Raw genomic sequence first — 25577 nt, 5'->3', positions numbered from 1 at the left:
GCGTGCGACGGCTCCGGAGTGTCACAGGGGCACCACACCAAGCCCGTCGAGCAGCTGGAAGAAATGGTTTTCGGCCAAAGAGTCCGGGTCGGTGTCGAACACCCCGAGGAGGGCCTCGGCGGTCACGGTGTGCCCGGCCTCCGCGGCCCAGGCGACGGCCCGTTCGGCGGCGTCGCGCGGCTGGAGGAAGTAGTCGTCGAGCGAGACGTCCTCCCCCGCGCCCAGCCGACGGGCCATCGCCTCCCGGCCGATGCAGGCGGCCCACGCCCCGCTCTCCGGGCCGGCCGCCTCGATCACCGCGCACTCGCTGTCCATGACGTACCCGAACAGCGCGGGCTCGCCGGTCTGATGGGCGAGCTCCAGCATGTTCCCGACGTCGCCCTCGCCGCCCGGGTACTCCCAGATCTGCCAGCCGCCCGGTGTCTCCTGGCGCAGTGTCATGCCCGGGGCGCCCGACAGCGCCGCGAGTTCCGCGAGCGGCCGGTCGGCGCGCCCCACGACGTAGTACCCCCAGTAGCCCATCTCCGTCCCCCCACGCTGCTCGGTTCGGCTCCGGCCGAATACACCACAGCCGTACTGCCGTTCGCAGCCGAACCGGACAATTCCGTACGCGGGGCTCAGCCGAGGCGGTCGGCGAGGGCCTTGAACTGCGCCCAGGACTGCTGGGGCCTGCCGGGGTTCCAGAGCTTCTCCACCGTCGCCCGGATCGGCATGCGCACTCCGGCCGCGACCTGGTCCTGGGTCTGGGAGTTCGCCAGGTCGCACCAGACGGCGAAGGAGCCGCCGAGGATCTGCGGGTCGTAGCGGGCGGGGACGGGCTCGGTGCCGCGCAGGACGCGCGGGGTCCACTGCTCGTAGATGCGCTGCCCGGTGGGGTAGACGAAGGTCTGCGGCTGGCCGAGGACGTAGTAGAGGAACTCGTCGTTGTAGTTGATGACCTTGCGCCCCTCGGCCAGGTATTCGACCGGCTGCCGGGCGCCGATCTCCTTGCCGGTCCAGTAGGCGACCTGGATGTCCTTGTCGGCCTTGACGGAGGTGTCGCGGAAGAAGCCGTCGTTCCACGCCCGCACGGTCTTGTCGTGGACGCGCATGGTGGCGGCGCGCTCGTTGACCCAGGCGGTCGCCAGGTCCGCGACGGTGGCCCCGGCGCCGAACTCCTGCCGCGCCGCGTTCGCGAGCTGCGGGAAGGACGCCTCCGGGTTGGCGACGGTCAGCGCCTGGTACTCGTCGCCGCCGAGGTGCCACTGGCCGCCCGGGAAGAGTTCGGCGTACTCGTTGAGCAGGTCGTCGACGATCTCGTGGGACTCGTCCTTGGAGATGTCGATCGCCCCGCGCGTGGCCACGCCCTGGGTGTTGCGCAGTTGCAGATCGGGGTGGGCCGCGATGACCGCGCCCAGGTGGCCCGGCGAGTCGATCTCGGGCACGACGGTGATGTGCCGTTCGGCGGCGAGCGCGACGATGCGGCGGACCTGGGCCTTGGTCAGGTGCGGCTCGGAGACGATCTCGGGGTGCGAGTCGGACTCTATGCGGAAGGCCTGGTCGTCGGAGAAGTGCAGGCCGAGCTGGTTGTACTTCAGATCGCCGAGCTCACGGACCCGGTCCTCGATCCAGTCGGCGGTGAAGTGCTTGCGCGCGATGTCCAGCATGAACCCGCGCACCGGCTTGGCGGGCTCGTCACGTATGACGCCCTCGGGCGCGGTGCCGCCGTCGTGCACGGTCTGCTTCAGGGTGCGGGTGCCGTAGAACACGCCCGCGTCGGCGGGCCCGCTGATGGTGACCCGCCCGCCGCGCACGGTCATGGTGTACGACTCCGGGTCGGCGCCCTCGTCGTCGTTGAGGGACAGCCGTACGTCCCCGGCGAGCACGTCGTTCTTCTCGCCCGCGTAGCTGATCCCCAGCTCCTTGGCGAGCAGCCGCCCCTCGTCGGCCAGCTCCGGGTCCTCCACGACCACCCGCTGCCCGCGCGCCGGCTTCCAGCCGGGCCCGCGCGCCGGGGTGTGCGAGCGGACCGCGGGGATGGTGCGGGGCGCGGTGGACAGCGCGTACGACTTCGTGGGGCTCGGCGCCGCGTCGGGCGCCGACCTGGACCGGCCCGTCCCGGACTCGGCGCTGCCGCTCGGCCGCGCGGCCGCCGAACCGGCCGGTTCGCTGTCCCCGCCGTCCCCGGAGGCCCACAGGCCGACACCGACGCCGAGCGCCGCGACCAGGGCCCCGACCAGGAGGGACCGCTGCACGACCGTGTTCTTCTCCGGCGCCCGGCGCCTGTGCTGGCTCACCCAGCCAACCTACGACCCGGGCGGTCGAGGTGCGTCACCCAGACGTTCTGAAACTCTCCCGTTCGGCTGAAATTCGGGCATCGGTCGGACGGCTCACGCTCCATCTCGATAACGTGGCGCCACATCTTTCACAGCTTCCCCTGCCGAAACGCACGTGACGCCCACACACCTGCCTGGCCGAGTGGCCATACCCCACCAGAAGCGCGCCACCACCCTGGAGCGCTTCAACGCGACACCCGCCGAGGACCTCCGGCGCACCCTCCTGACCTGCCTGCACAGCCCGCGCTGGGCCCACCGGGTCGCCGCCCACCGGCCCTATCCGACGCCGGACGCGCTGCTGGCGGCCTCCGACGAGGCGGCGTACGACCTGACCCCGGCCGACCTCGGCGAGGCGCTGGCCGCGGAGAGCCTGCCGCCGCTGCCCGAGGACGCCTACTCGGTGGCCCATCTGGCCCTGGGCGCGGCACACGCGGCGTACGAGGCGAAATTCGGCCACGCGTTCGTCGTGTGCCTGGACGACCTGCCGCCGAACGAGGCCGTCGACCATGTCCTGGCGGCGATCCGGTCACGATTGGCGAACGATCCCGAGGAGGAGCGGGTCGTGGCGTGGGAGGAACTGCGCCGTCTCGCGCAGGGCCGCCTGCTGGACCTCCTCACGGAGTAGCGGCCGGACCTCCCCACGGAGTGACGGACGCGGCCGGATCACCCATCCGCGTGCCAGTTTGATCACACAGGTAGGCCCGGCGTAAGCCGTACAGGCAACCGTCGCTACGATGCTGGGGGCCGGTGGACCGTACCCGGCCGGGCCCGACCGACCACACAAGCCGGCGCGGCCCCAATCCCCGCTCCCGGAGGGACTTCCGTGCCGGCTGGAACGCTGTACCGCGGCCGGGAAGGAATGTGGTCCTGGGTGGCTCATCGAGTCACCGGTGTCCTCATCTTCTTCTTCCTGTTCGTTCACGTGCTGGACACCGCTCTCGTACGTGTCTCCCCCGAGGCCTACGACGAGGTCGTCGCGACGTACAAGACGCCGATCATCGCGCTCATGGAGTACGGCCTGACCGCCGCCGTCCTCTTCCACGCGCTCAACGGTCTGCGCATCATCGCCGTCGACTTCTGGTCCAAGGGCCCGCGCTACCAGAAGCAGATGCTCTGGGCCGCCGTCGGTCTGTGGCTGGTGCTGATGCTGGGGGCGATCTACCCCCTCCTCGGCCACGCCGCTCGTGAACTCTTCGGGAGCTGACGCCCATGTCCACGACTGAGAAGACCGCGTCCGGAATCGGCCCCGTCGAGGGCGGCTCCGTCTACAACGTCGACAACCCGGCCCCCTACATCGAGGCCCCGCGCAAGCGCACCAAGAAGACCCCGAAGTCCACCCGGGGCAACTTCGAGATGGCCGCCTGGCTGTTCATGCGCCTGTCCGGTGTCGTCCTGGTCGTCCTGGTGGTCGGCCACCTGCTGATCCAGCTCGTCCTCGACGGCGGTGTCTCCAAGATCGGCTTCGCGTTCGTCGCGGGCCGCTGGGCCTCCCCGTTCTGGCAGGTCTGGGACCTGCTGATGCTGTGGCTGGCGACGCTGCACGGCGCCAACGGCCTGCGCACGGTCATCAACGACTACGCGGAGCGCGCGAACACCCGGCTGTGGCTCAAGGGCCTGCTCTACACCGCCACGGTGTTCACCATCCTGCTGGGCACGCTGGTGATCTTCACCTTCGACCCGAACATCCGCTAGGCACGGGGCTGCGAGAATCATGAAGATCCACAAGTACGACACCGTCATCGTCGGCGCCGGCGGCGCCGGTATGCGCGCCGCCATCGAGTCGACCAAGCGCAGCCGCACCGCCGTGCTGACCAAGCTCTACCCCACCCGCTCCCACACGGGCGCCGCGCAGGGCGGCATGGCCGCCGCGCTGGCCAACGTGGAGGAGGACAACTGGGAGTGGCACACCTTCGACACGGTCAAGGGCGGTGACTACCTGGTCGACCAGGACGCCGCCGAGATCCTGGCGAAGGAGGCCATCGACTCCGTCCTCGACCTGGAGAAGATGGGCCTGCCGTTCAACCGCACCCCGGACGGCACCATCGACCAGCGCCGCTTCGGCGGCCACTCCCGCAACCACGGCGAGGCCCCGGTGCGCCGGTCCTGCTACGCCGCGGACCGCACCGGCCACATGATCCTCCAGACGCTGTACCAGAACTGCGTCAAGGAGGGCGTGGAGTTCTTCAACGAGTTCTACGTCCTGGACCAGCTGATCACCGAGGAGGACGGGGTCAAGAAGTCCGCCGGTGTGGTCGCCTACGAGCTGGCCACCGGTGAGATCCACGTCTTCCAGGCGAAGGCCGTCATCTACGCCTCCGGCGGCTGCGGCAAGTTCTTCAAGGTGACCTCCAACGCGCACACCCTCACCGGTGACGGCCAGGCCGCCGTCTACCGGCGCGGTCTGCCGCTGGAGGACATGGAGTTCTTCCAGTTCCACCCGACCGGCATCTGGCGCATGGGCATCCTGCTCACCGAGGGCGCCCGCGGTGAGGGCGGCATCCTGCGCAACAAGGACGGCGAGCGCTTCATGGAGAAGTACGCGCCCGTCATGAAGGACCTCGCCTCGCGTGACGTCGTCTCGCGCTCCATCTACACGGAGATCCGCGAGGGCCGCGGCTGCGGTCCCGAGGGCGACCACGTCTACCTGGACCTCACCCACCTGCCGCCGGAGCAGCTGGACGCCAAGCTCCCGGACATCACCGAGTTCGCGCGGACCTACCTCGGCATCGAGCCCTACACGGACCCGATCCCGATCCAGCCGACCGCGCACTACGCGATGGGCGGCATCCCGACGAACGTCGAGGGCGAGGTGCTGGCGGACAACACCACCGTCGTCCCCGGCCTGTACGCCGCCGGTGAGGTCGCCTGTGTGTCGGTGCACGGCGCCAACCGTCTGGGCACCAACTCGCTGCTGGACATCAACGTCTTCGGCCGCCGCGCGGGCATCGCCGCCGCCGAGTACTCCCAGAAGGCCGACTACGTCGACCTGCCGGAGAACCCGGCGCAGTTCGTGATCGACCAGGTGGAGCGGCTGCGCACGTCCACCGGCACCGAGCGGGTGGCCACGCTCCGCAAGGAGCTGCAGGAGACCATGGACGCCAACGTCATGGTGTTCCGCACGGAGCAGACGATCAAGACGGCGGTCGAGAAGATCGCCGAGCTGCGCGAGCGCTACAAGAACGTCTCGATCCAGGACAAGGGCAAGCGGTTCAACACCGACCTGCTGGAGGCGATCGAGCTCGGCAACCTGCTGGACCTCGCCGAGGTCATGGCGGTCTCCGCGCTCGCCCGCAAGGAGTCCCGCGGCGGTCACTACCGCGAGGACTACCCGAACCGCGACGACGTCAACTTCATGCGCCACACCATGGCGTACCGCGAGGTGGGCGACGACGGCACGGAGTCCGTGCGTCTCGACTACAAGCCGGTCGTCCAGACCCGCTACCAGCCGATGGAGCGTAAGTACTGATGGCTACCCCCGTTCTGGACAAGGTCGAGGCGGAGTCCGCGGCCTCCCCGTACATCACGGTCACCTTCCGGATCCGCCGGTTCAACCCGGAGGTCTCCGCCGAGGCGACCTGGGAAGACTTCCAGCTGGAGATCGACCCCAAGGAGCGTGTCCTCGACGGGCTCCACAAGATCAAGTGGGAGCTCGACGGCACCCTGACGTTCCGTCGCTCCTGCGCGCACGGCATCTGCGGCTCCGACGCGATGCGGATCAACGGCAAGAACCGCCTCGCGTGCAAGACGCTGATCAAGGACATCAACCCGGAGAAGCCGATCACGGTCGAGCCCATCAAGGGCCTGACGGTCCTGAAGGACCTCGTCGTCGACATGGAGCCGTTCTTCCAGGCGTACCGCGACGTGATGCCCTTCCTGATCACGAAGGACACCAACGAGCCGACGCGCGAGCGGCTGCAGTCCGCCGAGGACCGCGAGCGGTTCGACGACACCACCAAGTGCATCCTGTGCGCCGCGTGCACGTCGTCCTGCCCGGTGTTCTGGAACGACGGGCAGTACTTCGGCCCGGCGGCCATCGTCAACGCGCACCGCTTCATCTTCGACTCGCGTGACGAGGCCGGCGAGCAGCGCCTGGAGATCCTCAACGACAAGGACGGCGTGTGGCGCTGCCGCACGACCTTCAACTGCACGGACGCCTGCCCGCGCGGTATCGAGGTCACCAAGGCGATCGCGGAGGTCAAGAAGGCCCTGATCACCCGCCGCTTCTGACGTACGCCGTTCGTCCGACGTCCGTGAGGGCCCCGTTTCCCCTGGAAGCGGGGCCCTCTGGCATATGCCACACCTTCGGGTGAACGCCCACGAGACGGCCCTGGGGGCGCCACGCGCCCTACGATGATGCTCTCGACACCCGCCCCTAGGAGGCACGCGATGTCCGCAGCATCCGTCGAGCGGCCCCACGACGAGCGTCCGCTGATCGCGGAGGCCAACCGTCTCATGGACCGCCTTCCGGGCTACCGCGTCGAGATCATCGGAGGCCAGATCCTCGTGACCCCGCCACCGGACGGCCCGCACGCCCGCGCCCTGACCAAACTCATGCGTCTGTTCCTGGCCGCAGGCCTCGATGACGGTGAGACCGAGGTACTCCAGGGCATCGCCCTATGGCTGCCCACCGACACCGAGGACTACGCGATTCCGGACCTGGCGATCGTGGACTCCGACTTCGACGACCACCTCATCGAGAACAACTGCTACGACCCGGTCTGCTTCCGTCTCGTCCTGGAGGTCACCTCCAGCAACTGGAAGACCGATCTCAAGACCAAGGCCGCCTCCTACGCCGACGCCAAGGTCCCCGTCTATGTGATCGTCGACCGCAAGCACCAGCGGCTGCACGTCCTGACCGACCCGGCCGGGGACGACTACGCGACCCATCGCATCCACTCCCCCGGCCAACTGATCACCCTTCCCGACTCCATCGGCGCCGAAGTCACCCTGGACGTCGCGGAGATCCTCCAGGCCGGCGACGTGCGTACGTGACGCAGGGCACGCAGCCAGCGCGTTGAACATGTTCAAAAGGCAGGGCTAGAGTCTCCCCTGTCAGCGTTTTGAACGCGTTCAACACAAGGGGGCGGCATGGACCGCACGGTCATCGCCTACGTCATCTACCTGGCCGTCAGCATCGGCCTGACGGTCTGGGTGGCCCGGACGCTCAGCCGCAACGGGCGCGCCCCCTGTCGGCCTCGTGGCATATCCGGCGCTTGATCAGCTCCCGGACCGTCAGGCGGTCCTCCGCATCGTTGAGCCGCAGGCCCGTCGCGCACTGCCTAGCGGTCGTCTCGTCGACGAAAGCCACGTGTCCCGTACGCCGACTGTACGAGCCGCCATTGACATCCCGGGCCCCGGCCGCTCATCCATCCATTCTGACAGCATGTCGGATGACGAGTCGTACGAACGGCGCGGTCCGACAACATGCTGCAGACCGTCGGCAACCTCGGCGAGGCCGTCGGGTTCTACGAACGCGCTGGGTTCACAGCAGCGTTCCGCTTCGACGAGTCAGGGATCACGCTGCTCAAGGTCGCCGAGACGCCCCGAATTTCGCGGTCCCGCCGTTGATCCAGGGGCTCCACGGTGTCGGGGGCCACCCGTTCGGGTGAGCAAGACTGAACGAGCCGCAGGTGGTCGTACATGTGTGTACGTTGAGTGATCGTGAAGCTGGTCGTGCGGGTGAAGCTGCTGCCGACGCCTATGCAGGCGACGGCACTTGAGGCAACTCTGCGTGCCTGCAACGAGGCCGCTACCTGGCTTGCGGCGCACGCTTTCGCGCACGATCAGGCCGCCCTGGACGCCTGGTCACAGGAACGGGAGAAGTCGGACACGTCCCGCCCGATGGGCGACAGGCCGCGTAGGCCTCGGCCGGTCCGGTCCTCCCGGGCGGGCCTGCAGGCGCTGGCCTATGGGGAGTTGAAAAAACGCGGCCTGTCCGCGCAGCCTGCCCTGCACACGTTGCGGAAGGCCGCCGACGCATACACCACCCTCGCGGCGAACACTCGGGCCGGGAACCTGGGCAGGCCCGGCTCGAAGCGCTACGAGAAGGCGCTGTCCAGGCCGGTGGCCTTCCGGCCGGATGCGGCCCAGGCGTTCGACGACCGTTGTCTGTCCTGGCAGGCGCAGGAACGGACAGTGTCGATCTGGACCACCGGCGGACGTGTGAAATCCCTCGCATACACCGGGCAAGCCGAACAACTCCATGTCCTGGACGCCTACCGGCAGGGCGAGAGCGATCTCATCCACTCCGATGGCCACTGGCTACCTCCTGGCGACCTGCGAGGTCCCAGAAGCCGTGCTCAATGCCCTGCCGGAGGGGTTCCTCGGAGTTGATCTGGGGATCGTGAACATCGCCACCACATCCACCGGCATCCGGCATAGCGGCCGCGGGCTGAACCGGACCCGGGACAATGCCCGACGGGTGCGGTCGAAGCTGCAGAGGAAGGGCACGAAGTCCGCCAAGCGGCGGGCGAAGAAGTACGCAGGCCGGGAAGCACGGCGGGCTCGCGACATCAACCACAAGATCAGTAAAGGCATCGTGGCGGAGGCTGAACGCACCGGACGCGGGATCGCCCTGGAAGATCTGGGCGGCATTCGTGAACGGGCACGGCTCAGGAAGCCCCAACGCACCGCGCTGCACTCCTGGTCCTTTCACCAGCTCGGTGCGTTCGTCGCCTACAAGGCGAAGCTGGCCGGGGTCCCGGTGGTGTACGTCGATCCTGCGTACACCAGCCAGGAATGTTCCCGGTGCCACCACGTCGACCGACGCAACCGGCCTGCCCAGGCCGTGTTCGCGTGCAGGTCCTGCGGCTTCGTTGAGCACGCGGACCTGAACTCGTCCCAGAACATCGCCGCCCGCGGCTGGTGGACTGGGTTCGCGGGGCCGAGTCACAGGCCCCTGCCAGCGCCGCTCTCACGCTCCTTGCGTAAGACGCCGGAGGTGGCTGGACGCAGCCGCGGCCTCATCGCAGCCAACGATGACCCGAGCAGCAAGCCCAGGACTTTCAGTTCCGGGTAGTTGACGTACAACTTCTTCCCGAACCGCATGTACGGGCCGTACTTCGGCGCCGACGCGCAGAACCTGTACCAGGCGGCGCAGTCGTCCTGATCCGCACTGGTTAGTCTCGCTCCGTGCCCTCGAAGAACGACAGCCCCGAGCCCAGCAAGTCCGAGCAGACCCGCGCGCTGATCCTGGAGACGGCGATGCGGCTCTTCCAGGAGCGCGGCTACGACAAGACCACCATGCGGGCGATCGCCAAGGAGGCCGGGGTCTCCGTCGGCAACGCCTACTACTACTTCGAGGGCAAGGAGCACCTGATCCAGGGCTTCTACGACCGGATCGCCGCCGAGCACCAGGTGGCGGTCCGGGAGGTCCTGGCCCGCGAGACCGATCTGGAGGCGCGGCTCGCCGGGGTGCTCAAGGCGTGGCTGGACATCGCCACGCCGTACCACGAGTTCGCCGTGCAGTTCTTCAAGAACGCCGCCGACCCGGACTCCCCGCTCAGCCCCTTCTCCCCGGAGTCGGAGCACGCGCGCGTGGAGGCGATCAGCGTCCACCGGCAGGTCCTCGCGGGAGCCACGAAGACGAAGGTGCCGGAGGAACTGCGGGACGTCCTGCCCGAGTTGATGTGGCTCTCGCAGATGGGCCTGGTGCTGTACTGGATCTTCGACCGGACTCCGGGCCGCGAGCGCAGCTACAAGCTCGCCGAGCGCGGCGCCCGGCTCACCGCGCGGGGTGTCTCGCTGGCCCGCTTCCGGGTGCTGCGCCCGCTGGTGCGCGAGGTGCACGAGCTGTTCACGGACTTCCTGCCGGGGATGACGAAGGCGATGCCGAACCCCGGCGGGAAGTCCTAGGTCGTGCTCAGTTGACGGCGTCCATCTCGCCCTCGGCCAGCTCCACGTCGTACACCAGCGGCTCCCCGCCGACCACCACCTGCCGGGCCCGCGAGCCGTACCCGGGGGCGGCCGCCGCCAGCAGATAGGTGCCCGGCGCCGGGACGGAGACGATGAAGGAACCATCGGCCAGCGAGTTCACCCGGTCCAGCTGACGGCCGCCCTTGGTCAGCAGCGTCACCGCGGTGTCCGGCACGGGGTCGCCGTCCGCCGTACGGACGTAGCCGTGGACCACGGACGCGCGGCCCCGGGGCTCCGGCTCCGCCGCCGTGTCCTCCTCCTTGGGCTCCACCGCCAGGTGCGGCAGCCGCTTCTCCAGTCCGGCGGGCAGCCACCAGTTGGCCCTGCCGAGCAGGTGCATCGCGGCCGGGACCAGCGCCGTGCGCAGGATGAACGCGTCCAGCGCGACCGCCGCCGCGAGGCCGACGCCCGCCATCGCGCCCTCCATGTCGCCGCTGAGCACGAACGCGGAGAACACGCAGATCATGATCAGGGCGGCGCAGTTGATGACCCGGCTGGTCTCGGCGAGACCCACCCGCACCGCGCGGGCGTTGTCCTTGGTGTGCACCCACTCCTCGTGCATCCGGCTGACCAGGAACACCTGGTAGTCCATGGACAGGCCGAACAGCAGCGAGAGCATGATGACCGGCAGGAACGAGGTGATCGGGCCCTCCTTGCCGATGCCGATCAGCTCCGTGCCCCAGCCCCACTGGAAGATCGCCACCAGCACGCCGAAGGACGCCGCCGCCGCGATCAGGTTCATCAGCGCCGCCGTCAGCGGCACCACCAGGGAGCGGAACGCCACCAGCAGGAGCAGGAAGCCCAGCGTGATGATCGTCGCGACGAAGTAGGGCAGCCGGTCGCCGGTCACGGCCGCGAAGTCCTTGAACACCGCCGTGACCCCGCCGACATGGGCCTCGGCGCCGGAGGCCGGGATCACCTCGTCGCGCAGCCGGTCGATGAGCGCGTCGGTCTCCTCCGACTGCGGGGAGGTGGTGGGCACCACATTGATCACCGAGACACCGTTGGCGGGCGGCACGGCCGCCGCCTGGGCCACGCCCTCGGTGCCGGAGATCTCGGTGACCAGCGACTCGGGCGCGGGGCCGTCGACGACGACCTGGAGCGGTCCGTTGAAGCCGGGGCCGAAGCCCTCGGCGAGCAGGTCGTAGGCCTGCCGGGTGGTCGTGGACTCCTGGTGGTTGCCCTGGTCGGTGGCGCCGAGCCGGATCGACAGCACCGGCAGCGCCAGGACCGCCATGACCACCAGCGCGCCCGCCGCGATGGACCGCGGCCGCTTCTGCACGAACCCCGACCAGCGCGCCGCGAGGCCGCTCGCCTCCTCCGGCTCCGGGCCCTTCTCGGCGAGGCGGCGGCGCTGCCTGCGGCTGAGCACGCGGGGGCCGAGCAGGCCCAGCAGGGCGGGCAGCAGGGTGATCGCGGCGAGCACGCTGAGCACCACGGTCAGCGAGGTCGCGATGACCACGCCGTCCAGGAACCGCATGTTCATCACGAGCATGCCGGCCAGCGCGATGCACACGGTGCCGCCCGCGAACAGCACCGCGCGCCCGGAGGTGTTGAGGGCGGTGACCGCCGCGTCCTCCGGCTTCACCCCGCGCAGGATGCCGCGCCGGTGCCGGGTGACGATGAACAGCGCGTAGTCGATACCGACGCCGAGTCCGATCAGCGAGCCGAGCAGCGGGGCGACCTCGGGCACGTCGGTGACATGGCTGAGCAGCATCGTGGAGAGCATGCCGGTGCCGACCCCGGCGATCGCCACCACGATCGGCAGCAGCATCGCGAACAGCGAGCCGAAGGCGAGGAACAGCACGATCGCGGCGGCGAGGATGCCGACGGCCTCGGCGGTGCCGGCCGGGGGTTCCTGGGCGCGGGCGATGGCCTGGCCGCCCAGCTCCACCTGGAGACCGTCGCGTTCGGCGGCCTGCGCGGTGTCGATGATGTCCTCGATCACCTCCTTCGGGATGGAGTTGGCCTGCTCCTGGAAGGTGATCTGGGCGTACGCGATCCGCCCGTCCTCGCTCACCTGCGGCTCGGTGACCTCACCGACGCCGTCCGTCCGGCCGATCTCCGCGAGGGCCGGTTCGATCCGGCTCCGTACGGACTCGTCCCGCACGGAACCCTCGTCCACCTTCCACACCACCGTGTCGGTGTCCCCGGCACGCTCCGGGAACGCCTTCTCCATCAGGTCGTACGCGCTCTTGGAGTCCGTGTCCGGCAGCGAGAAGACGTTCGCGTAGTCCGTGCCCGCGGCGCTGCCGCCGAAGCCCAGACCGAACAGCGTCCCCACCCACAGAAACAGGACCACCAGCCGGTGCCGATAGCACCACCGTGCCAATGCCGCCACTCCAAACGCTCCTTCATCGGTCGTCGGTCGGTCCCCCAGGTCCTGCCGACCAGCATCGGCCGCGCCCCTCGCGCACGGACATGCGACGGGCTCGACTCCAAAGGAACTCCAAAGCACCGGGCCGCCCGGCTGTCGGTGATCGCGCCGATACTGGGGGCATGACTACGGCTGCGGGCACGGTGCTGGTCGTGGAGGACGAGGAGAGCATCGCGGACGTCCTCGCCATCGCCCTGCGCTACCACCGGTTCGAAGTGATGACCGCGGGCACCGTCCGCGAGGCCCTGGCGCTCACCGGGCACACCCGGCCCGACGTGGCGCTGCTGGACGTGATGCTGCCGGACGGCGACGGCCGCGCCCTCGGCCGCGAACTGCGCGACCGGCAGCCCGATCTGGCGCTGGTCTTCCTCACCGCGCGGGACTCGCCCGCCGAGATCGTCGGCGCCCTCGGCTTCGGCGACGACTACATCACCAAGCCGTTCGACATCGATGTGGTCATCGCCCGGATCACCGCCGTACTGCGCCGCACCCGCCCCGCCGACGTCCTCCCCCAGCACCCGCCGCTGCGCTACGGCGACCTGGAGCTGGACGAGTCGACGTACTGCGTGCGCCGCGCGGGCCGCACGGTGGAGCTGACCCCCACCGAGTACGCCCTGCTGCGGTTCCTGGTCCGCAACGGCGGCCGGATCGTGCCCAAGGAGCAACTACTGCGGCACGTCTGGCAGTACGAGCACACCCCGCCCGAGTCGACCGTCGTGGAGACGTACATCAGCTACCTGCGCCGCAAACTCGACACCCTCGGACCGCCGTTGATCACCACTCGGCGCGGTGTGGGCTACGGGCTGGCATGAGGCCGCGGTCCGTTCTGAAGCTCCCGCGCGGGCACCGCGGGCGGCACTCCCTGCGCGCCAAGCTGACGCTGGCCAATGTCGCCCTGCTGGCGCTCGGCATCGTCGCGGCCACCGCGATCAGTCTGATGGCCGCCCGACACTATCTCCTGGACAAGATCGACTCCGAGCTGACCACCACCCGCACCACGCTCCAGAACGCCGGGTTCAGCCTGAGCCAGATCGAGTCCCTCGGCAAACTCGGCATCGCCATGGACCAGTTCGCGGGCATGGGCGACGAGTCCCTGCCCGCCTCCACCGACTCGGTGTTCGTCGCCGTGGACGACACGGGACGCCCCATCTCCCTCGGCCCGCTGAAGCCGACGAAGCGGCAGCACGCGGTCGCCTCGGCGGCCGGGGACCCGGCGGACCTCGCCGCGGCTCAGACACCGCGCGACATCGACGTCGACGGCAAGCCGTACCGCATGATCGGCGCCCGGCTCTCGGACGGCACCCTGGTGCTGATCGCCACCTCCACCGACGCCCTGCACGAGGGCATGGCCAAGGCCGTGAAGCTGGACCTCGCCTTCGGGACCCTGCTGCTGGCGCTGCTGGCCTGTCTGACGCTGTTCAGCGTGCGCCGCCGGATGCGTCCACTGGAGGACATGGTGGAGACCTCCTCCGCCATCGCCGAGGGCGACCTGACCCGCAGGGTGCCCTCCAGCCGGGAGACCACCCTGGAGGTCGAGCAGCTGCGCGTCGCCCTCAACTCCATGCTCCACCAGGTCGAACTGGCCTACCGCACCCGTGAGCGCAGCGCGGCCCAGCTGCGCCGCTTCGTCGCGGACGCCTCCCACGAGCTGCGCACCCCGCTCGCGGCGATACGCGGCTACCTCCAGCTCTACGACAAGGGCATGCTGAACGACCCCGACCAGCGCAAGCGTGCCTGGGAGCGGGTGATGACCGAGGCCGACCGGATGGGCCGCCTGGTCGACGAACTGCTCTGCCTGGCCCGCCTCGACCAGCAGCCCGAACTCCGCTTCCGCAACGTCGACGTCAGCCGGCTGGTCCGGGACGCGGCGGAGGACCTGCGCATGCAGCAGCCGGACCGCCCGGTCACCGTGTCCGCCGAGGGCGCCGTCCTGGTCCGCGCCGACGAGTCCGGCCTGCGCCAGGTGCTGGGCAACCTCGTCGCCAACGTCCGCACCCACACGCCCGCCGACACCCCGGTCCACCTCTCGGTGACCCGCGGCGAGGGCGCCGTACGCCTCCGCGTCACCGACGAGGGCCCCGGCCTTGCCCCGGAGGACGCCGCCCGCATCTTCGACCGCTTCTTCCGCGCGAGCGGCGGCACGGGCAGCGGCCTGGGCATGGCGATCGTGCAGGGGGTGGTGCAGGCGCACGGGGGGAAGGTGCGGGTGGACACGGAACCGGGGGAAGGACTGCGGGTGACGGTGACGCTTCCGGCGTAGGGCGGAGAGGGCGGCGGGGTGCGCGGGCCTTTCCGGCGTGGGCCGACAGCGGGGTGCGCGGGCCTTTCCGGCGCAGGCCGGAGGGAGGCAGCGGGGCGCGCAGGCCTTTCCGGCGCAGGCCGGAGGAAGGCAGCGCGGTGCGCAGGCCCATCCGGCGCACGCAGGCCGGAGGAAGGCAGCGGGGCGCGCGGGCCCATCCGGCGCACGCAGGCCGGAGGAAGGCAGCGGGGCGCGCGGGCCCATCCGGCGCACGCAGGCCGGAGGAAGGCAGCGCGGTGCGCAGGCCCATCCGGCGCACGCAGGCCGGAGGGAGGCGCGGTGCGCGGGTCGGCCCGGTCCGGGAGGCCGGGCGGTGGGCCACGCGGTCCGGGGGCCGCAGCGTGAACCTGCCCGGTCCCGGAGCCACGGCGCACGCCCGCCCGGTCCGGGGACCGCGGTCAGGCCTGCCGGGAGGCCAGTTCGATGACCGTGATGTCCGACGGGGCGCCGACGCGGGTGGGCGGGCCCCAGGCGCCGGCGCCGCGGGTGACGTAGAGCTGGGTGTCGCCGTAGCGTTCCAGGCCCGCGAGGGTGGGGTTGGCGGTGGAGGCGACGAGGTTGCCGGGCCAGAGCTGGCCGCCGTGGGTGTGGCCGGAGAGCTGGAGGTCCACGCCGTGCTCGACGGCGTCGTGGATCTGCACCGGCTGGTGGGCGAGGAGCACGCACGCGCGTGCCGGGTCGCGGTCGCCGAGTGCCTTGGCGAAGTCGGGGCCCTGCCCCTCGTCCTCGCCCGCGAGGTCGTTGACCCCGGCGAGGTCGAACCAGGGCAGCTCGACGCGGGCGTTCTCCAGCGGCAGCAGCCCGAGCCTGCGCACCTCCTCGACCCACTGCTCGGCGCCGGAGAAGTACTCGTGGTTGCCGGTGACGAAGTACGCGGGCGCGTTCAGCCCGGTCAGCGGCGCCGCCGCCGGGCCGAGGTCCTTCACGCTGCCGTCGACCAGGTCGCCGACGATCGCGACGAGGTCCGGCTGGGTGGAGTTGACCGTGTCGACGACCTTCTGCGCGAAGCCCCGGCCGAGGACCGGCCCGAGGTGGATGTCGCTGACCACGGCGATCCGGTAACCGTGCGCCCGGCGCGGCAGCTTGGCCAGCGGAACGGTGACCCGCTTCACACTCGGCCCGTTCAGCACCCCGTACGTGCCCACCCCGACGGTCGCCACGGCCGCCGCCGCCGCGGCACCGCCGACCACACGGGAGACGAAGAGACGGCGGGAGGGAGCGGGAGCCGCAGGCTCCGGCGCGGCGGCCTCGGGCTCGGGCTCGCCCGTCCCGGCGGCGCCCACCTGCACCGGCTCCGCCTGCCGCACCCGCGCCTCCGCAGGCCGCCGCCGCTCCAGCCAGCGGCGCAGCAGGGGTCGTACGGCCTCGCCCACCAGCAGGCCCAGCAGCAGATACATCGACAGCGCCAGCCACAGGAACCCGGGCCAGGCCAGCGTCCGCTGGAGCCAGAACGGCGCGCCGGTGCGCTCGGCCACCAGCGCGCCGAACGCCATCAGCCAGCCGCCGACCACCAGCGCGGCGCCCGCGCGGCGCACCCAGCCCGGCCCGGCGGTCGTGTCGCGGAACAGACGGCGCCACACGTACCAGTTGCCGGTCACCAGGACCGCCAGGACGAGCACTGCGAAGACGATGACCACGTGCGTCGTTTCCCTCTGTCCTTGGTCCTTGGTCCTTGGGTCTTGGGGCCTTGGGTCTTGGGGCCTTGGGTCTTGGGGCCTTGGGCCCCCGGGGTCCTTGGGGCCCTTGAGGTCCGGCTGCCTATGAGGTCCGGCGCAATGCGCGCAGTCCGCGCAACCCGAGGCCCCCGATGACCGTCCCCAATACGAAGGAGACCACCGCGAGCAGCAGGTGCACCCAGAAGTAGCCCGTCGGGTCGCCCGCGTCGTCGAACGCGAGCCCGCTGCCGTCCTTGACGAGGTTCTTGACGAAAGTGATCCAGATGACCCAGCTCCACACCCCGAAGGCGAGCAGGAACCAGGAGACGGGGCGGCTGAGCTTCATACGTTCAGTATCACCGGCGCGTGTCCGGTTCCGCGGCCGGGGTGGGGGCCGGGGCACGACGTCCACAGCCGTGCCCTGTACGTTCTCGTCCGTGTCCGCACCCCAGAAGACCACCAGGCGCTCGCTGCTGGTCACTTCCGCCGTACTGTCGTCCCTCGCGCTGACCGCGCCCGTCTCCTACGCGGCCCCCAGCCCGTCGCCGTCCGCCACTCCCCCGGCGAACATGTCGACGGTGGGCGGCGAGCGGCTCGGGCAGCCGGGCACCCAGGTCAATCTGGCGGGCGGGGTGCCGGTCCTGCCCAAGGGCCTGTCCGCGCGGTCCTGGATCGTCGCCGACGCGGAGTCCGGTGACGTGCTCGCGGCGCACAACGCGCACTGGCGGCTGGCCCCCGCGAGCACCCTGAAGATGCTGTTCGCCGACACCCTGCTGCCGAAGTTCCCCTCCACCACCGAGCACAAGGTGGTCCCCTCCGACCTGGCCGACGTGGGCGCCGGCTCCAGCATGGTCGGGGTGAAGGAGGGCGAGACCTACACCGTCCACGACCTGTGGCTCGGTGTCTTCCTGGCCTCCGGGAACGACGCCGTGCACGTGCTGTCGAAGATGAACGGCGGCCTCGACAAGACCGTGACGGAGATGAACGAGCACGCCGAGGAGCTCCAGGCGCTCGACACCCACGTGGTCTCCCCCGACGGCTTCGACGCCCCCAACCAGGTCTCCTCCGCCTACGACCTCACCCTGTTCGCCCGCTCCGGCCTGCAGAAGAAGGACTTCCGCGAGTACTGCTCGACGGTCAGCGCGAAGTTCCCGGGCGAGACGAAGAAGAACAAGAAGGGCAAGAAGGTCCGCAAGCCCTTCGAGATCCAGAACACCAACCGGCTGCTGCGCGGTGACATCGATGTTCCGGTCTACGAGGGCATCGCGGGCGTGAAGAACGGCTTCACCAGCAAGGCGGGCACCACCTTCACCGGCGTCGCCGAGCGGGACGGCCGGGTGCTTCTGGTGACGGTCATGAACCCGCAGAAGAAGGTGTCCAACGAGGTCTACAAGGAGACCGCCAAGCTCCTCGACTGGGGCTTCAAGGCGTCCGGCAAGGTCGAGCCGGTGGGTGAGCTGGTGCCGCCGAAGAGCGTGTCCCAGGCGAGCGCGCAGCCGGGTGCCAACCCCTCCGGTGCCGCTTCGGGGAAGAACTCGGGCGAGGCCGGTGGCGCCGACGCCTCCGACAAGCCCGGCGTGGGCGCGGCGTCCGAGAGCGGCTCCAGCGGCATCGGGATCGCGTTCGCGGTGACCGGCGGGCTGCTGGTGCTGCTCGCGGCGGGCGCCTACCTGGTCAACCGCCGCTGGCCGCTGCCGGATCTGGTACGTCGTCGGCGCGACTGACGTCCGCGCCCGCCTCGTCCCCCTGGCCGGGGGTGGCCGTCCAGGCGGCGCAGAACACCACGAGCTTCGCGGTGAAGTTGATCCACAGCAGCAGGGCGACCGGCACCCCGAAGGCGCCGTACATGCTCTTCGTGGCCACGCCCTGCATATAGCCGCTGAGCAGCAGTTTCAGCAGTTCGAAGCCGATCGCGCCGATCAGCGCGGCCACCAGCAGGCGGCGGCGCGGCGGCTCCACGCGGGGCAGCAGGGTGAGGACGTAGAGCAGCAGCAGGAAGTCGGCGAAGACGGCGACCGAGAAGGCGGCGACCCTGAGCAGGATGCCGCCCCAGCCGCCCTCGTCGAGGCCGAGTTCGCCGGTGATCCAGCCGACCAGCGCGGAGGCCACGGTGGAGACGCCGAGGGTGAGCAGCACGGCGCCGCCCAGGCCGACGAGGACGCCCGCGTCCTTGACCTTGCGCAGGAGGGGGTTCTCCTCCGGGTCCTCCAGCTCCCACACCGCGCGCAGGCTGTCGCGCATGGAGCCGACCCAGCCGATGCCGGTGAACAGCAGCAGGACACCCGCGATGACGCCGATGGTGCCGGCGTTGGCCACCAGTCCGTCGATGTTGAGCTTGTCGGCGATCCCCGGCACCTGGTCGGCGATCTTGTCCTCAAGCTTGTCCTGCTGGTCCTGGCTGAGCGTCGCGGCGGCGACGGCGGCGGCCACCGCCAGCATCGGGAACAGCGCCACGAAGCTGGTGAACGTCATCGCGGCGGCCAGCATCGTCCACTTCACGCGGTCCATGCGCTCGTACGACCGCCACGCGTGCGTGGTCATCAATCGGGCGGCGAGCGGTCCCACGACGGGGAGCTTTTTCAGCCAGTCCATGATCCGACTCTCCCCTCGTGGCCGAAGACCCATGTCCGGGTTCCCCAGAACCGCAGAACAGTCGCCAGCGCCATCCCCACTCCGGCGCCCGAGACGATGTCCGCGCGCCGTGAGGTGAGGCCGAGGCCGTAGTGGCTGACGGCGAGGCAGAGCAGTTGCACGGCGGCTCCGGCGATGTTCACCGCGAAGAAGACGGCGTAGGGGCGCAGGCCGCTGGGGCGGGTGTGCCGGTAGGTGCCGAGCGCGTTGCCCGCGTAGGCGACCGAGCAGCCCGCGACGAAGGCCAGCGCCTTTGCGGTGAGCGGGTCGAGGCCGCCGGGTCCGCGCAGGGCGACGAACAGGGCGGTGTCGACGGCGTAGGCGAGCAGTCCGGCGGCGGCGAAGCCGAAAAGTTCACGGCGGCGGGGGACGGCGGGGGGCGCGCCGGTCGGGCTGGGCGCCGGGGGCATGCTCACCAATTCGCCACCGCCAGCGCGTACATGGCCATCCAGACCAGCGCGATCAGCGCGAGGGCGCGGTCGCGCAGGACGACCTCCTCGGGCTCGCCCGCCGTGCCGCGGTCGGCGAAGACGGCGTAGCGCAGGACCGCGAGGATGAAGGCGACGACCGACAGCTGCCGCCAGGGCAGCACACTGGTGTGCGGCACGCCGCCCTCCTCCAGGGCCCACAGGCAGTACCCGAGGACGGCGACCCCGGCCGCGAGCTGCCAGACGAAACGCAGGTAGCCGGTGGTGTACTCGGTGAGCAACGCGCGCGTGGCGCCCGCCTTCCCGGCCATCTGCACGGCCTCCGAGTAGCGCTTGGCCGCCACCATGAACAGCGCGCCGAAGCCGGTCGTGATCAGGAACCAGCGCGAGAGCGGGATACCGAGGGCGAGCCCGCCGACCATGGCCCGCATCAGGAACCCGGTCGTGACGACCACCAGGTCGACGACGAGGACGTGCTTGAGGCTGACGCAGTACGCCAGTTGCATGCCCAGGTAGGCCGCGAGCAGGGCGGCGACGAGGGGGGTGCTCAGCCATGCCGCGGCCACCGGGGCGAGCACGGCGAGGGCGCCGCCGACGGCGTAGGCGACCGGTACGGGCACCTGTCCGGCGGCGACCGGGCGGTGCCGTTTGGTGGGGTGCGCGCGGTCGGCCTCGGCGTCGCGGGCGTCGTTGATCAGATAGACGGCGGCGGCGCACGCGGTGAAGAGGACGAACACCAGCGTGAGTTGGGTGAGCGCGCGGGTGGTGAAGAGCTCTCCGGCGGCGGCCGGGGCGGCGACGACCAGGACGTTCTTGACCCACTGCTTGGGGCGGGCGGTGCGGAGCAGGCCGCGCAGGAGGCCGCGGGAGGGGGCGGGGTGCCGTTGGCGCGCGGGGGCGTGCGTTGTCCGTGGAGCGCGGGTCCTGCGGGTTCTTCGGCGGTACGGGCGCTCGTGCCCGCGAGCGGCGCGGCATCAGGCATGCGCGCCCCCTCGCATCCAGCGCGCCCCGAGCCGCGCCGTGAGCGCCCCCAGCACGGCGCCCGCCGCCACGTCGGAGGGGTAGTGCACGCCGACGACCATCCGGGAGAGGCACACGGCGGCGGCGAGGGGCGGGAGGACGAGACGGGCGGCGCGGGGTGCGGGAGCGGTGCGGGGCGCGTCCGCGGCGCGGGGCGCGTGAGCGGCGCGTGGTGCGTCAGCGGTACGGGGCGCGTCCGCGGTGCGGGCGGCGCGGCGTGCGTCAGCGGCGCGTGGTGCGTCAGCGGAGCGGGCGGCGCGTGGTGTGGAGAGTGCGCGGGGCGTGTGGGCCGGGCCGGGCGCCGGGCGCGTGCCGGAGGCGGCGGGCGCGGGGTCTGTTGTGGGCGCCGGGCGCGTCATGGATGCGCCCGGCGTCCGACGCGCGGCACGCGCCCCCAGCATGCCGAAGGCGACCGCGGCGGCGGTCGCGGAGGCCGCGTGGGAGCTGGGGAAGGAGTGGCGGCCCGCGGTGCGCACCAGGGGTACGACGTGCGCGGGGCGCGGGCGGCGCACCACCCTCTTCACACCCATGCTGACGAGGTGCGCGCCCGCGGTGAGCGCCGTCCCGCGCAACCAGGCGCCGCGCCGGGCGCCGTCCACGGCGGCTCCCGCGAAGCCTGCCGCGAGCCACAGGGCGCCGTGCTCGCCGGCCCAGGACAGGGCACGCGCGGCACCGGCCACGCGCGGGTCGCCGCCGTACGCGCGCAGCGCCGAGAGGATTCGGTCGTCCAGGTGGTCCATGTGGACTCACTGTTCACGCCCACCCGGCCGGAACACCGGCAATATTGAGCGACATCCCATTAATCACCCATTTCGGGGATGGATGGGATGTTTCACAACAACTCGTTATCAACACGGCGATACGGTCGCCGACATGCCTGCCGACACCGTTTCCGTCACGGGATGGGGCCGTACCGCCCCCACCAACGCCCGTGTGATCCGCCCCCGGACGTACGAGGAGGCCGCGGCGGCCGTCCGTGGCTGCGGGACCCGCGGCGGCATCCCGCGCGGCCTGGGGCGGGCGTACGGGGACGCCGCGCAGAACGCGGGCGGCGCCGTGATCGACATGACGGCCCTGGACCGCGTGCACGCCATCGACGCCGACGGGGGCACCGTCCTGTGCGACGCGGGCGTCTCCCTGCACTGCCTGATGCAGGTCCTCCTGCCGCTCGGCTGGTTCGTGCCGGTGACCCCGGGCACCCGGCACGTGACCGTGGGCGGGGCGATCGGCGCGGACATCCACGGCAAGAACCACCACGTCTCCGGCGCCTTCTCCCGGCACGTCCTGTCCTTCGAACTGCTCACCGCCGACGGCGAGATCCGTACCGTCAGCCGCGGCACGCCGCTGTTCGACGCGACCGCGGGCGGCATGGGCCTGACGGGGCTGATCCTCACCGCCACGCTCCAGCTGCTGCCGGTCGAGACCTCCCTGATGTCGGTGGACACCGAGCGCGCCGCCGACCTCGACGACGTCATGGACCGGCTCACCGCCACCGACCACCGCTACCGCTACTCGGTCGCCTGGATCGACCTGCTGGCCCGCGGCGCCGCCACCGGCCGCGCCGTCCTCACCCGTGGCGACCACGCCCCCCTGGACACCCTGCGCGCGGGCACGCGCGCGTACCGGGACCCGCTCGCCTTCCGCCCCGCCCGGCTGCCCTCCCCGCCCGCGCTGTTCCCCGAGGGCCTGCTCACCCGCCGCTCGGTCGGCCTGTTCAACGAGTTCTGGTACCGCAAGGCCCCACGCGCGCGTGCCGGCGAACTCCAGTCGATCTCCGCCTTCTTCCACCCCCTCGACGGCGTCCCGCACTGGAACCGCGTCTACGGCCGCGGCGGCTTCGTGCAGTACCAGTTCGTCGTCGGACACGGCCAGGAGGAGGCCCTGCGCCGGATCGTGGAGCGCATCTCGCAGCGCCGCTGCCCGTCCTTCCTGGCCGTCCTCAAGCGCTTCGGGGACGCCGACCCCGGCTGGCTGTCCTTCCCCGTACCGGGCTGGACGCTGGCTCTGGACATCCCCGCGCGTCTCCCTGGCCTCGGCGCCTTCCTCGACGAGCTGGACGAGGAGGTGGCCGCGGCCGGCGGGCGCGTCTATCTCGCCAAGGACTCCCGTCTGCGGCCCGAACTGCTCGCCGCGATGTACCCGCGCGTGGCCGACTTCCGGGCGCTGCGCGCCGAGGCCGACCCGCGCGGGGTGTTCACCTCGGACCTGTCACGCCGTCTCGGCCTCTAGGGCCGCCGTCCCCGCAAGGAGCCGCAATGAAGGACGCCTTCGGCCTCCCCCAGTCCCTGCTCGTCCTCGGTGGAACGTCCGAGATCGCGCTCGCCACCGCCCGCCGGATGATCGCCCGCCGCACCCGCACCGTGTGGCTCGCGGGGCGCCCGACGCCCGCCCTGGAGGACGCGGCCGAGCAGTTGCGCGCCCTGGGCGCCCAGGTGCACACCGTCGCCTTCGACGCGCTGGACACCGAGTCCCACGAGTGGGTGCTCGGCAAGGTCTTCGCCGAGGGCGACATCGACCTCGTGCTGATGGCCTTCGGCGTCCTCGGCGACCAGGCCCAGGACGAGCGCGAGCCGCTGGCCGCCGTGCGTGTCGCGCAGACCAACTACACCGGCGCGGTCTCGGCGGGCCTGATCTGCGCCCGGGCCCTCCAGGCGCAGGGCCACGGCTCCCTGGTCGTGCTGTCGTCCGTGGCCGGGGAGCGGGCCCGCCGCGCCAACTTCATCTACGGCTCCAGCAAGGCAGGCCTCGACACGTTCGCCCAGGGCCTGGGCGACGCCCTCCACGGCACCGGCGCCCACGTCATGGTCGTACGCCCCGGCTTCGTCCGTTCGAGAATGACGGCCGGAATGGCGGAGGCCCCGCTGGCCACCACACCGGAAGCGGTGGCCACGGCCATTGAACTGGGCCTGCGCCGACGCTCGGAAACGGTGTGGGTCCCCGGCACCCTGCGCGTGGTGATGTCGGCCCTGCGCCACATGCCGAGGCCACTGTTCCGACGCCTGCCGATGTAAAGCGTGCGGGAAACACCCCCAAGGGGCGCGGGGAACTGCGCGACCAGCCCCCACTCGGCCGCGGACAAAAGCCGACGTGAATCCGGTCGACCGGCGGAGCTAACTCGCCGGGATGGACCCGCGCTCCACCGGGGAGGCCTGCGGCGGCACCACGGCGCCACCGAAGGCGAACTCCCGCAGCTTGCGCCACACGCCGTCCGCGCCCTGCTCGTAGAGCGCGAACCCGGTGCAGGACCACTGGGCCTCGTAGTCGGCGAGTTCCTCGTAGGCGCGGTCCATGGCCGCCTCGTCGATGCCGTGCGCGACGGTGACGTGCGGGTGGTACGGGAACTGGAGCTCACGCGCCACCGGCCCGGAGGCGTCCCGGACCCGCTTCTGCAGCCAGGAGCAGGCCGCGGCGCCCTCGACGACCTGTACGAAGACGACGGGCGACAGGGGCCGGAAGGTCCCGGTACCGGACAGCCGCATCGGGAACGGCCGCCCCGACGCCGCCACCTCCACCAGGTGCGCCTCGACCGCCGGCAGCAGCGCGCCGTCGACCTCGGTCGGCGGCAGCAGCGTGACATGCGTGGGGATACCGTGAGCCGCGGCGTCGCCGAAGCCCGCGCGCCGCTCCTGGAGCAGGCTGCCGTGAGGCTCCGGGACCGCGATCGACACGCCGATCGTTACGGTCCCCACGTCGTCTCCTGTCGTCGTGACGGTCGGTTCTCTCAGCCGTCGGCTATCGACTGTACGGCCACGGCTGTGCCGTGGGCAGGCGCGGCCGTGTGATGTGCAGCGCTCTGCCCAGTAGTACGTATGTGCGGTGTGGCCCGCCTCAGTGCTTGGCGGGCAGGAAGCCGACCCTGTCGTAGGCCCGCGCCAGCGTCTCCGCGGCGACGGCCCGCGCCTTCTCCGCACCCTTGGCCAGGATCGAGTCGAGCGTCTCCGGGTCGTCCAGGTACTGCTGGGTCCGCTCCCGGAAGGGCGTCACGAACTCGACCATGACCTCGGCGAGGTCGGTCTTGAGCGCACCGTAGCCCTTGCCGTCGTACTTCTGCTCCAGTTCCGCGATTCCCGTGCCCGTGAGGGTCGAGTAGATCGTGAGCAGGTTGCTGATGCCGGGCTTGTTCTCGGCGTCGTAGCGGATGACGGTGTCGGTGTCGGTGACCGCGCTCTTGACCTTCTTCGCGGTGGCCTTGGGCTCGTCGAGCAGGTTGATCAGGCCCTTCGGCGTGGACGCCGACTTGCTCATCTTGATCGACGGGTCCTGAAGGTCGTAGATCTTCGCCGTCTCCTTCAGGATGTACGGCTTGGGCAGGGTGAAGGTCTCCCCGAAGCGGCCGTTGAAGCGCGTGGCGAGGTCGCGGGTCAGCTCGATGTGCTGGCGCTGGTCCTCGCCGACGGGGACCTCGTTGGCCTGGTAGAGCAGGATGTCGGCGACCTGGAGGATCGGGTACGTGAACAGGCCGACGGAGGCCCGGTCCGCGCCCTGCTTGGCGGACTTGTCCTTGAACTGGGTCATGCGGCTGGCCTCGCCGAAGCCGGTGAGGCAGTTCATGACCCAGGCGAGCTGGGCGTGCTCGGGGACGTGGCTCTGGACGAAGAGGGTGCAGCGGTCCGGGTCGAGTCCGGCCGCGAGGAGCTGGGCGGCGGCGAGCCGGGTGTTCGCCCGCAGGTCCGCGGGGTCCTGCGGGACGGTGATCGCGTGCAGGTCGACGACCATGTAGAACGCGTCGTGGGTCTCCTGCAGGGCCACCCACTGGCGGACGGCGCCGAGGTAGTTGCCGAGGTGGAACGAGCCTGCGGTGGGCTGGATTCCGGAGAGCACGCGGGGACGATCAGAGGCCATGCGCACCATTCTCTCAGGTCCGCGGACCCGATCCGGAACCGATCGCGGACTGATCCGACACAGGTGGGAACCGATCCGTCTCCTGCGGTGTAACAA

At 70.9% G+C, this 25577-nt stretch carries 25 protein-coding genes and 3 pseudogenes; 16 read left to right on the top strand and 12 right to left on the bottom strand.

Translation table 11 applies throughout. The features are described from left to right. Positions 1 to 21 precede the first annotated feature (21 nt). Positions 22 to 522 (bottom strand): hypothetical protein, encoded by a 501-nt coding sequence (locus tag GA0115233_RS19555; RefSeq protein ID WP_093721539.1) that lies wholly within the window; start codon positions 520 to 522, stop codon positions 22 to 24. 95 nt (positions 523 to 617) lie between these two features. Further along, on the bottom strand, positions 618 to 2276 hold the full coding sequence (locus GA0115233_RS19550; RefSeq protein WP_093721538.1) for a family 20 glycosylhydrolase: 1659 nt from the start codon (positions 2274 to 2276) through the stop codon (positions 618 to 620). A gap of 154 nt (positions 2277 to 2430) precedes the next feature. Between GA0115233_RS19550 and GA0115233_RS19545 the strand changes: the two genes are divergently transcribed. From GA0115233_RS19545 to GA0115233_RS19500, 11 genes and pseudogenes are all read left to right on the top strand, one after another. Continuing rightward, a complete protein-coding gene (locus GA0115233_RS19545) occupies positions 2431 to 2940 on the top strand; it encodes a 2-oxo-4-hydroxy-4-carboxy-5-ureidoimidazoline decarboxylase (RefSeq protein ID WP_093721537.1) in 510 nt (169 codons plus the stop codon). A 198-nt stretch (positions 2941 to 3138) separates the two neighbouring features. Next, positions 3139 to 3519, top strand: a complete 381-nt coding sequence (sdhC, locus tag GA0115233_RS19540; RefSeq protein WP_093721536.1) for a succinate dehydrogenase, cytochrome b556 subunit — start codon at positions 3139 to 3141, stop codon at positions 3517 to 3519. Between the two features lie 5 nt (positions 3520 to 3524). Then, positions 3525 to 4007 (top strand): succinate dehydrogenase hydrophobic membrane anchor subunit, encoded by a 483-nt coding sequence (locus GA0115233_RS19535; RefSeq protein WP_093721535.1) that lies wholly within the window; start codon positions 3525 to 3527, stop codon positions 4005 to 4007. Between the two features lie 19 nt (positions 4008 to 4026). After that, on the top strand, positions 4027 to 5781 hold the full coding sequence (gene sdhA, locus GA0115233_RS19530) for a succinate dehydrogenase flavoprotein subunit (protein ID WP_093721534.1): 1755 nt from the start codon (positions 4027 to 4029) through the stop codon (positions 5779 to 5781). Next, positions 5781 to 6542 carry a succinate dehydrogenase iron-sulfur subunit gene (locus GA0115233_RS19525; RefSeq protein ID WP_093721533.1) on the top strand — a complete coding sequence of 254 codons (762 nt, stop codon included), beginning with the start codon at positions 5781 to 5783 and terminating at the stop codon, positions 6540 to 6542. The genes sdhA and GA0115233_RS19525 overlap by 1 nt, the downstream gene beginning before the upstream one ends. 159 nt (positions 6543 to 6701) lie before the next feature. Beyond that, positions 6702 to 7307 (top strand): Uma2 family endonuclease, encoded by a 606-nt coding sequence (locus tag GA0115233_RS19520; protein WP_093721532.1) that lies wholly within the window; start codon positions 6702 to 6704, stop codon positions 7305 to 7307. Between the two features lie 96 nt (positions 7308 to 7403). Beyond that, on the top strand, positions 7404 to 7532 hold the full coding sequence (locus GA0115233_RS41800; protein WP_255310267.1) for a hypothetical protein: 129 nt from the start codon (positions 7404 to 7406) through the stop codon (positions 7530 to 7532). Positions 7533 to 7698: 166 nt separating this feature from the next. Next, positions 7699 to 7865 (top strand): annotated as a pseudogene (locus tag GA0115233_RS19510) (VOC family protein); the annotation flags it as partial. Between the two features lie 111 nt (positions 7866 to 7976). After that, a complete protein-coding gene (locus GA0115233_RS42400; RefSeq protein WP_354431254.1) occupies positions 7977 to 8648 on the top strand; it encodes a hypothetical protein in 672 nt (223 codons plus the stop codon). Continuing rightward, complete coding sequence (locus tag GA0115233_RS42395) at positions 8611 to 9333, top strand: RNA-guided endonuclease InsQ/TnpB family protein (RefSeq protein ID WP_369691374.1); 723 nt, start codon at positions 8611 to 8613, stop codon at positions 9331 to 9333. The genes GA0115233_RS42400 and GA0115233_RS42395 overlap by 38 nt, the downstream gene beginning before the upstream one ends. A 113-nt stretch (positions 9334 to 9446) precedes the next feature. Next, on the top strand, positions 9447 to 10169 hold the full coding sequence (locus GA0115233_RS19500) for a TetR/AcrR family transcriptional regulator (protein ID WP_093721531.1): 723 nt from the start codon (positions 9447 to 9449) through the stop codon (positions 10167 to 10169). A 7-nt stretch (positions 10170 to 10176) separates the two neighbouring features. Here GA0115233_RS19500 and GA0115233_RS19495 read toward each other — a convergent pair whose 3' ends face one another. Further along, positions 10177 to 12561: an MMPL family transporter gene (locus GA0115233_RS19495; protein ID WP_093721530.1), complete on the bottom strand. Its 2385-nt coding sequence runs from the start codon at positions 12559 to 12561 to the stop codon at positions 10177 to 10179. 167 nt (positions 12562 to 12728) lie between these two features. Between GA0115233_RS19495 and GA0115233_RS19490 the strand changes: the two genes are divergently transcribed. Next, positions 12729 to 13418, top strand: coding sequence for a response regulator transcription factor (locus GA0115233_RS19490; protein WP_093721529.1), 690 nt, complete (start codon positions 12729 to 12731; stop codon positions 13416 to 13418). Further along, entirely contained in the window at positions 13415 to 14866 is a 1452-nt protein-coding gene (locus GA0115233_RS19485; RefSeq protein WP_093721528.1) for a sensor histidine kinase, read from the top strand. Before GA0115233_RS19490 ends, GA0115233_RS19485 begins: the two co-directional genes overlap by 4 nt. 437 nt (positions 14867 to 15303) lie before the next feature. Here GA0115233_RS19485 and GA0115233_RS19480 read toward each other — a convergent pair whose 3' ends face one another. Both GA0115233_RS19480 and GA0115233_RS19475 read right to left on the bottom strand, forming a co-directional pair. Beyond that, entirely contained in the window at positions 15304 to 16542 is a 1239-nt protein-coding gene (locus tag GA0115233_RS19480) for a metallophosphoesterase (protein WP_093721527.1), read from the bottom strand. A 121-nt stretch (positions 16543 to 16663) separates the two neighbouring features. Then, positions 16664 to 16906, bottom strand: coding sequence for an SCO4848 family membrane protein (locus GA0115233_RS19475; RefSeq protein ID WP_093721526.1), 243 nt, complete (start codon positions 16904 to 16906; stop codon positions 16664 to 16666). Positions 16907 to 16997: 91 nt separating this feature from the next. Between GA0115233_RS19475 and GA0115233_RS19470 the strand changes: the two genes are divergently transcribed. Beyond that, positions 16998 to 18284: a D-alanyl-D-alanine carboxypeptidase family protein gene (locus GA0115233_RS19470; protein ID WP_369691373.1), complete on the top strand. Its 1287-nt coding sequence runs from the start codon at positions 16998 to 17000 to the stop codon at positions 18282 to 18284. Here GA0115233_RS19470 and GA0115233_RS19465 read toward each other — a convergent pair. The 5 genes and pseudogenes from GA0115233_RS19465 to GA0115233_RS42385 form a co-directional block, all read right to left on the bottom strand. Beyond that, positions 18235 to 19152, bottom strand: a complete 918-nt coding sequence (locus GA0115233_RS19465) for a YihY/virulence factor BrkB family protein (protein WP_093721524.1) — start codon at positions 19150 to 19152, stop codon at positions 18235 to 18237. The two genes, GA0115233_RS19470 and GA0115233_RS19465, sit on opposite strands and share 50 nt — an antisense overlap. Continuing rightward, positions 19140 to 19601, bottom strand: coding sequence for a GtrA family protein (locus GA0115233_RS19460; RefSeq protein WP_093721523.1), 462 nt, complete (start codon positions 19599 to 19601; stop codon positions 19140 to 19142). The genes GA0115233_RS19465 and GA0115233_RS19460 overlap by 13 nt, the downstream gene beginning before the upstream one ends. A 2-nt stretch (positions 19602 to 19603) precedes the next feature. Beyond that, positions 19604 to 20476, bottom strand: a complete 873-nt coding sequence (locus GA0115233_RS19455; RefSeq protein WP_255310266.1) for a decaprenyl-phosphate phosphoribosyltransferase — start codon at positions 20474 to 20476, stop codon at positions 19604 to 19606. A gap of 117 nt (positions 20477 to 20593) precedes the next feature. Then, positions 20594 to 20749, bottom strand: a pseudogene (locus tag GA0115233_RS42390) (phosphatase PAP2 family protein); the annotation flags it as partial. Between the two features lie 273 nt (positions 20750 to 21022). Beyond that, a pseudogene (locus tag GA0115233_RS42385) lies at positions 21023 to 21379 on the bottom strand (phosphatase PAP2 family protein); the annotation flags it as partial. A 133-nt stretch (positions 21380 to 21512) separates the two neighbouring features. On the opposite strand from GA0115233_RS42385, the gene GA0115233_RS19445 reads away from it, so the two are divergent. Next, complete coding sequence (locus GA0115233_RS19445; protein ID WP_093721521.1) at positions 21513 to 22868, top strand: FAD-binding oxidoreductase; 1356 nt, start codon at positions 21513 to 21515, stop codon at positions 22866 to 22868. A 26-nt stretch (positions 22869 to 22894) separates the two neighbouring features. After that, positions 22895 to 23650, top strand: a complete 756-nt coding sequence (locus tag GA0115233_RS19440) for a decaprenylphospho-beta-D-erythro-pentofuranosid-2-ulose 2-reductase (RefSeq protein WP_093721520.1) — start codon at positions 22895 to 22897, stop codon at positions 23648 to 23650. A 99-nt stretch (positions 23651 to 23749) separates the two neighbouring features. Here the strand turns inward: GA0115233_RS19440 and GA0115233_RS19435 are convergent, their stop codons facing one another. Both GA0115233_RS19435 and trpS read right to left on the bottom strand, forming a co-directional pair. After that, on the bottom strand, positions 23750 to 24328 hold the full coding sequence (locus tag GA0115233_RS19435) for a 2'-5' RNA ligase family protein (protein ID WP_093721519.1): 579 nt from the start codon (positions 24326 to 24328) through the stop codon (positions 23750 to 23752). A 139-nt stretch (positions 24329 to 24467) separates the two neighbouring features. Further along, entirely contained in the window at positions 24468 to 25481 is a 1014-nt protein-coding gene (gene trpS, locus GA0115233_RS19430; RefSeq protein ID WP_093721549.1) for a tryptophan--tRNA ligase, read from the bottom strand. Positions 25482 to 25577: the final 96 nt, after the last annotated feature.

It is taken from the genome of Streptomyces sp. DI166, assembly GCF_900091315.1.
Taxonomy (GTDB): domain Bacteria; phylum Actinomycetota; class Actinomycetes; order Streptomycetales; family Streptomycetaceae; genus Streptomyces; species Streptomyces fuscus.
The sequence above is the reverse complement of the archived record's forward strand: the minus strand, read 5'-3'. Positions and strand labels throughout refer to the sequence as shown.

What these genes read in the sequence shown, in the direction of transcription:
- GA0115233_RS19555 (WP_093721539.1), bottom strand. Translation starts at nt 522, where the DNA reads ATGGGCTACTGGGGGTACTACGTCGTGGGGCGCGCCGACCGGCCGCTC.
- GA0115233_RS19535 (WP_093721535.1), top strand. Translation starts at nt 3,525, where the DNA reads ATGTCCACGACTGAGAAGACCGCGTCCGGAATCGGCCCCGTCGAGGGC.
- sdhA (WP_093721534.1), top strand. Translation starts at nt 4,027, where the DNA reads ATGAAGATCCACAAGTACGACACCGTCATCGTCGGCGCCGGCGGCGCC.
- GA0115233_RS19525 (WP_093721533.1), top strand. Translation starts at nt 5,781, where the DNA reads ATGGCTACCCCCGTTCTGGACAAGGTCGAGGCGGAGTCCGCGGCCTCC.
- GA0115233_RS19520 (WP_093721532.1), top strand. Translation starts at nt 6,702, where the DNA reads ATGTCCGCAGCATCCGTCGAGCGGCCCCACGACGAGCGTCCGCTGATC.
- GA0115233_RS41800 (WP_255310267.1), top strand. Translation starts at nt 7,404, where the DNA reads ATGGACCGCACGGTCATCGCCTACGTCATCTACCTGGCCGTCAGCATC.
- GA0115233_RS19490 (WP_093721529.1), top strand. Translation starts at nt 12,729, where the DNA reads ATGACTACGGCTGCGGGCACGGTGCTGGTCGTGGAGGACGAGGAGAGC.
- GA0115233_RS19485 (WP_093721528.1), top strand. Translation starts at nt 13,415, where the DNA reads ATGAGGCCGCGGTCCGTTCTGAAGCTCCCGCGCGGGCACCGCGGGCGG.
- GA0115233_RS19475 (WP_093721526.1), bottom strand. Translation starts at nt 16,906, where the DNA reads ATGAAGCTCAGCCGCCCCGTCTCCTGGTTCCTGCTCGCCTTCGGGGTG.
- GA0115233_RS19465 (WP_093721524.1), bottom strand. Translation starts at nt 19,152, where the DNA reads ATGGACTGGCTGAAAAAGCTCCCCGTCGTGGGACCGCTCGCCGCCCGA.
- GA0115233_RS19460 (WP_093721523.1), bottom strand. Translation starts at nt 19,601, where the DNA reads ATGCCCCCGGCGCCCAGCCCGACCGGCGCGCCCCCCGCCGTCCCCCGC.
- GA0115233_RS19445 (WP_093721521.1), top strand. Translation starts at nt 21,513, where the DNA reads ATGCCTGCCGACACCGTTTCCGTCACGGGATGGGGCCGTACCGCCCCC.
- GA0115233_RS19440 (WP_093721520.1), top strand. Translation starts at nt 22,895, where the DNA reads ATGAAGGACGCCTTCGGCCTCCCCCAGTCCCTGCTCGTCCTCGGTGGA.
- trpS (WP_093721549.1), bottom strand. Translation starts at nt 25,481, where the DNA reads ATGGCCTCTGATCGTCCCCGCGTGCTCTCCGGAATCCAGCCCACCGCA.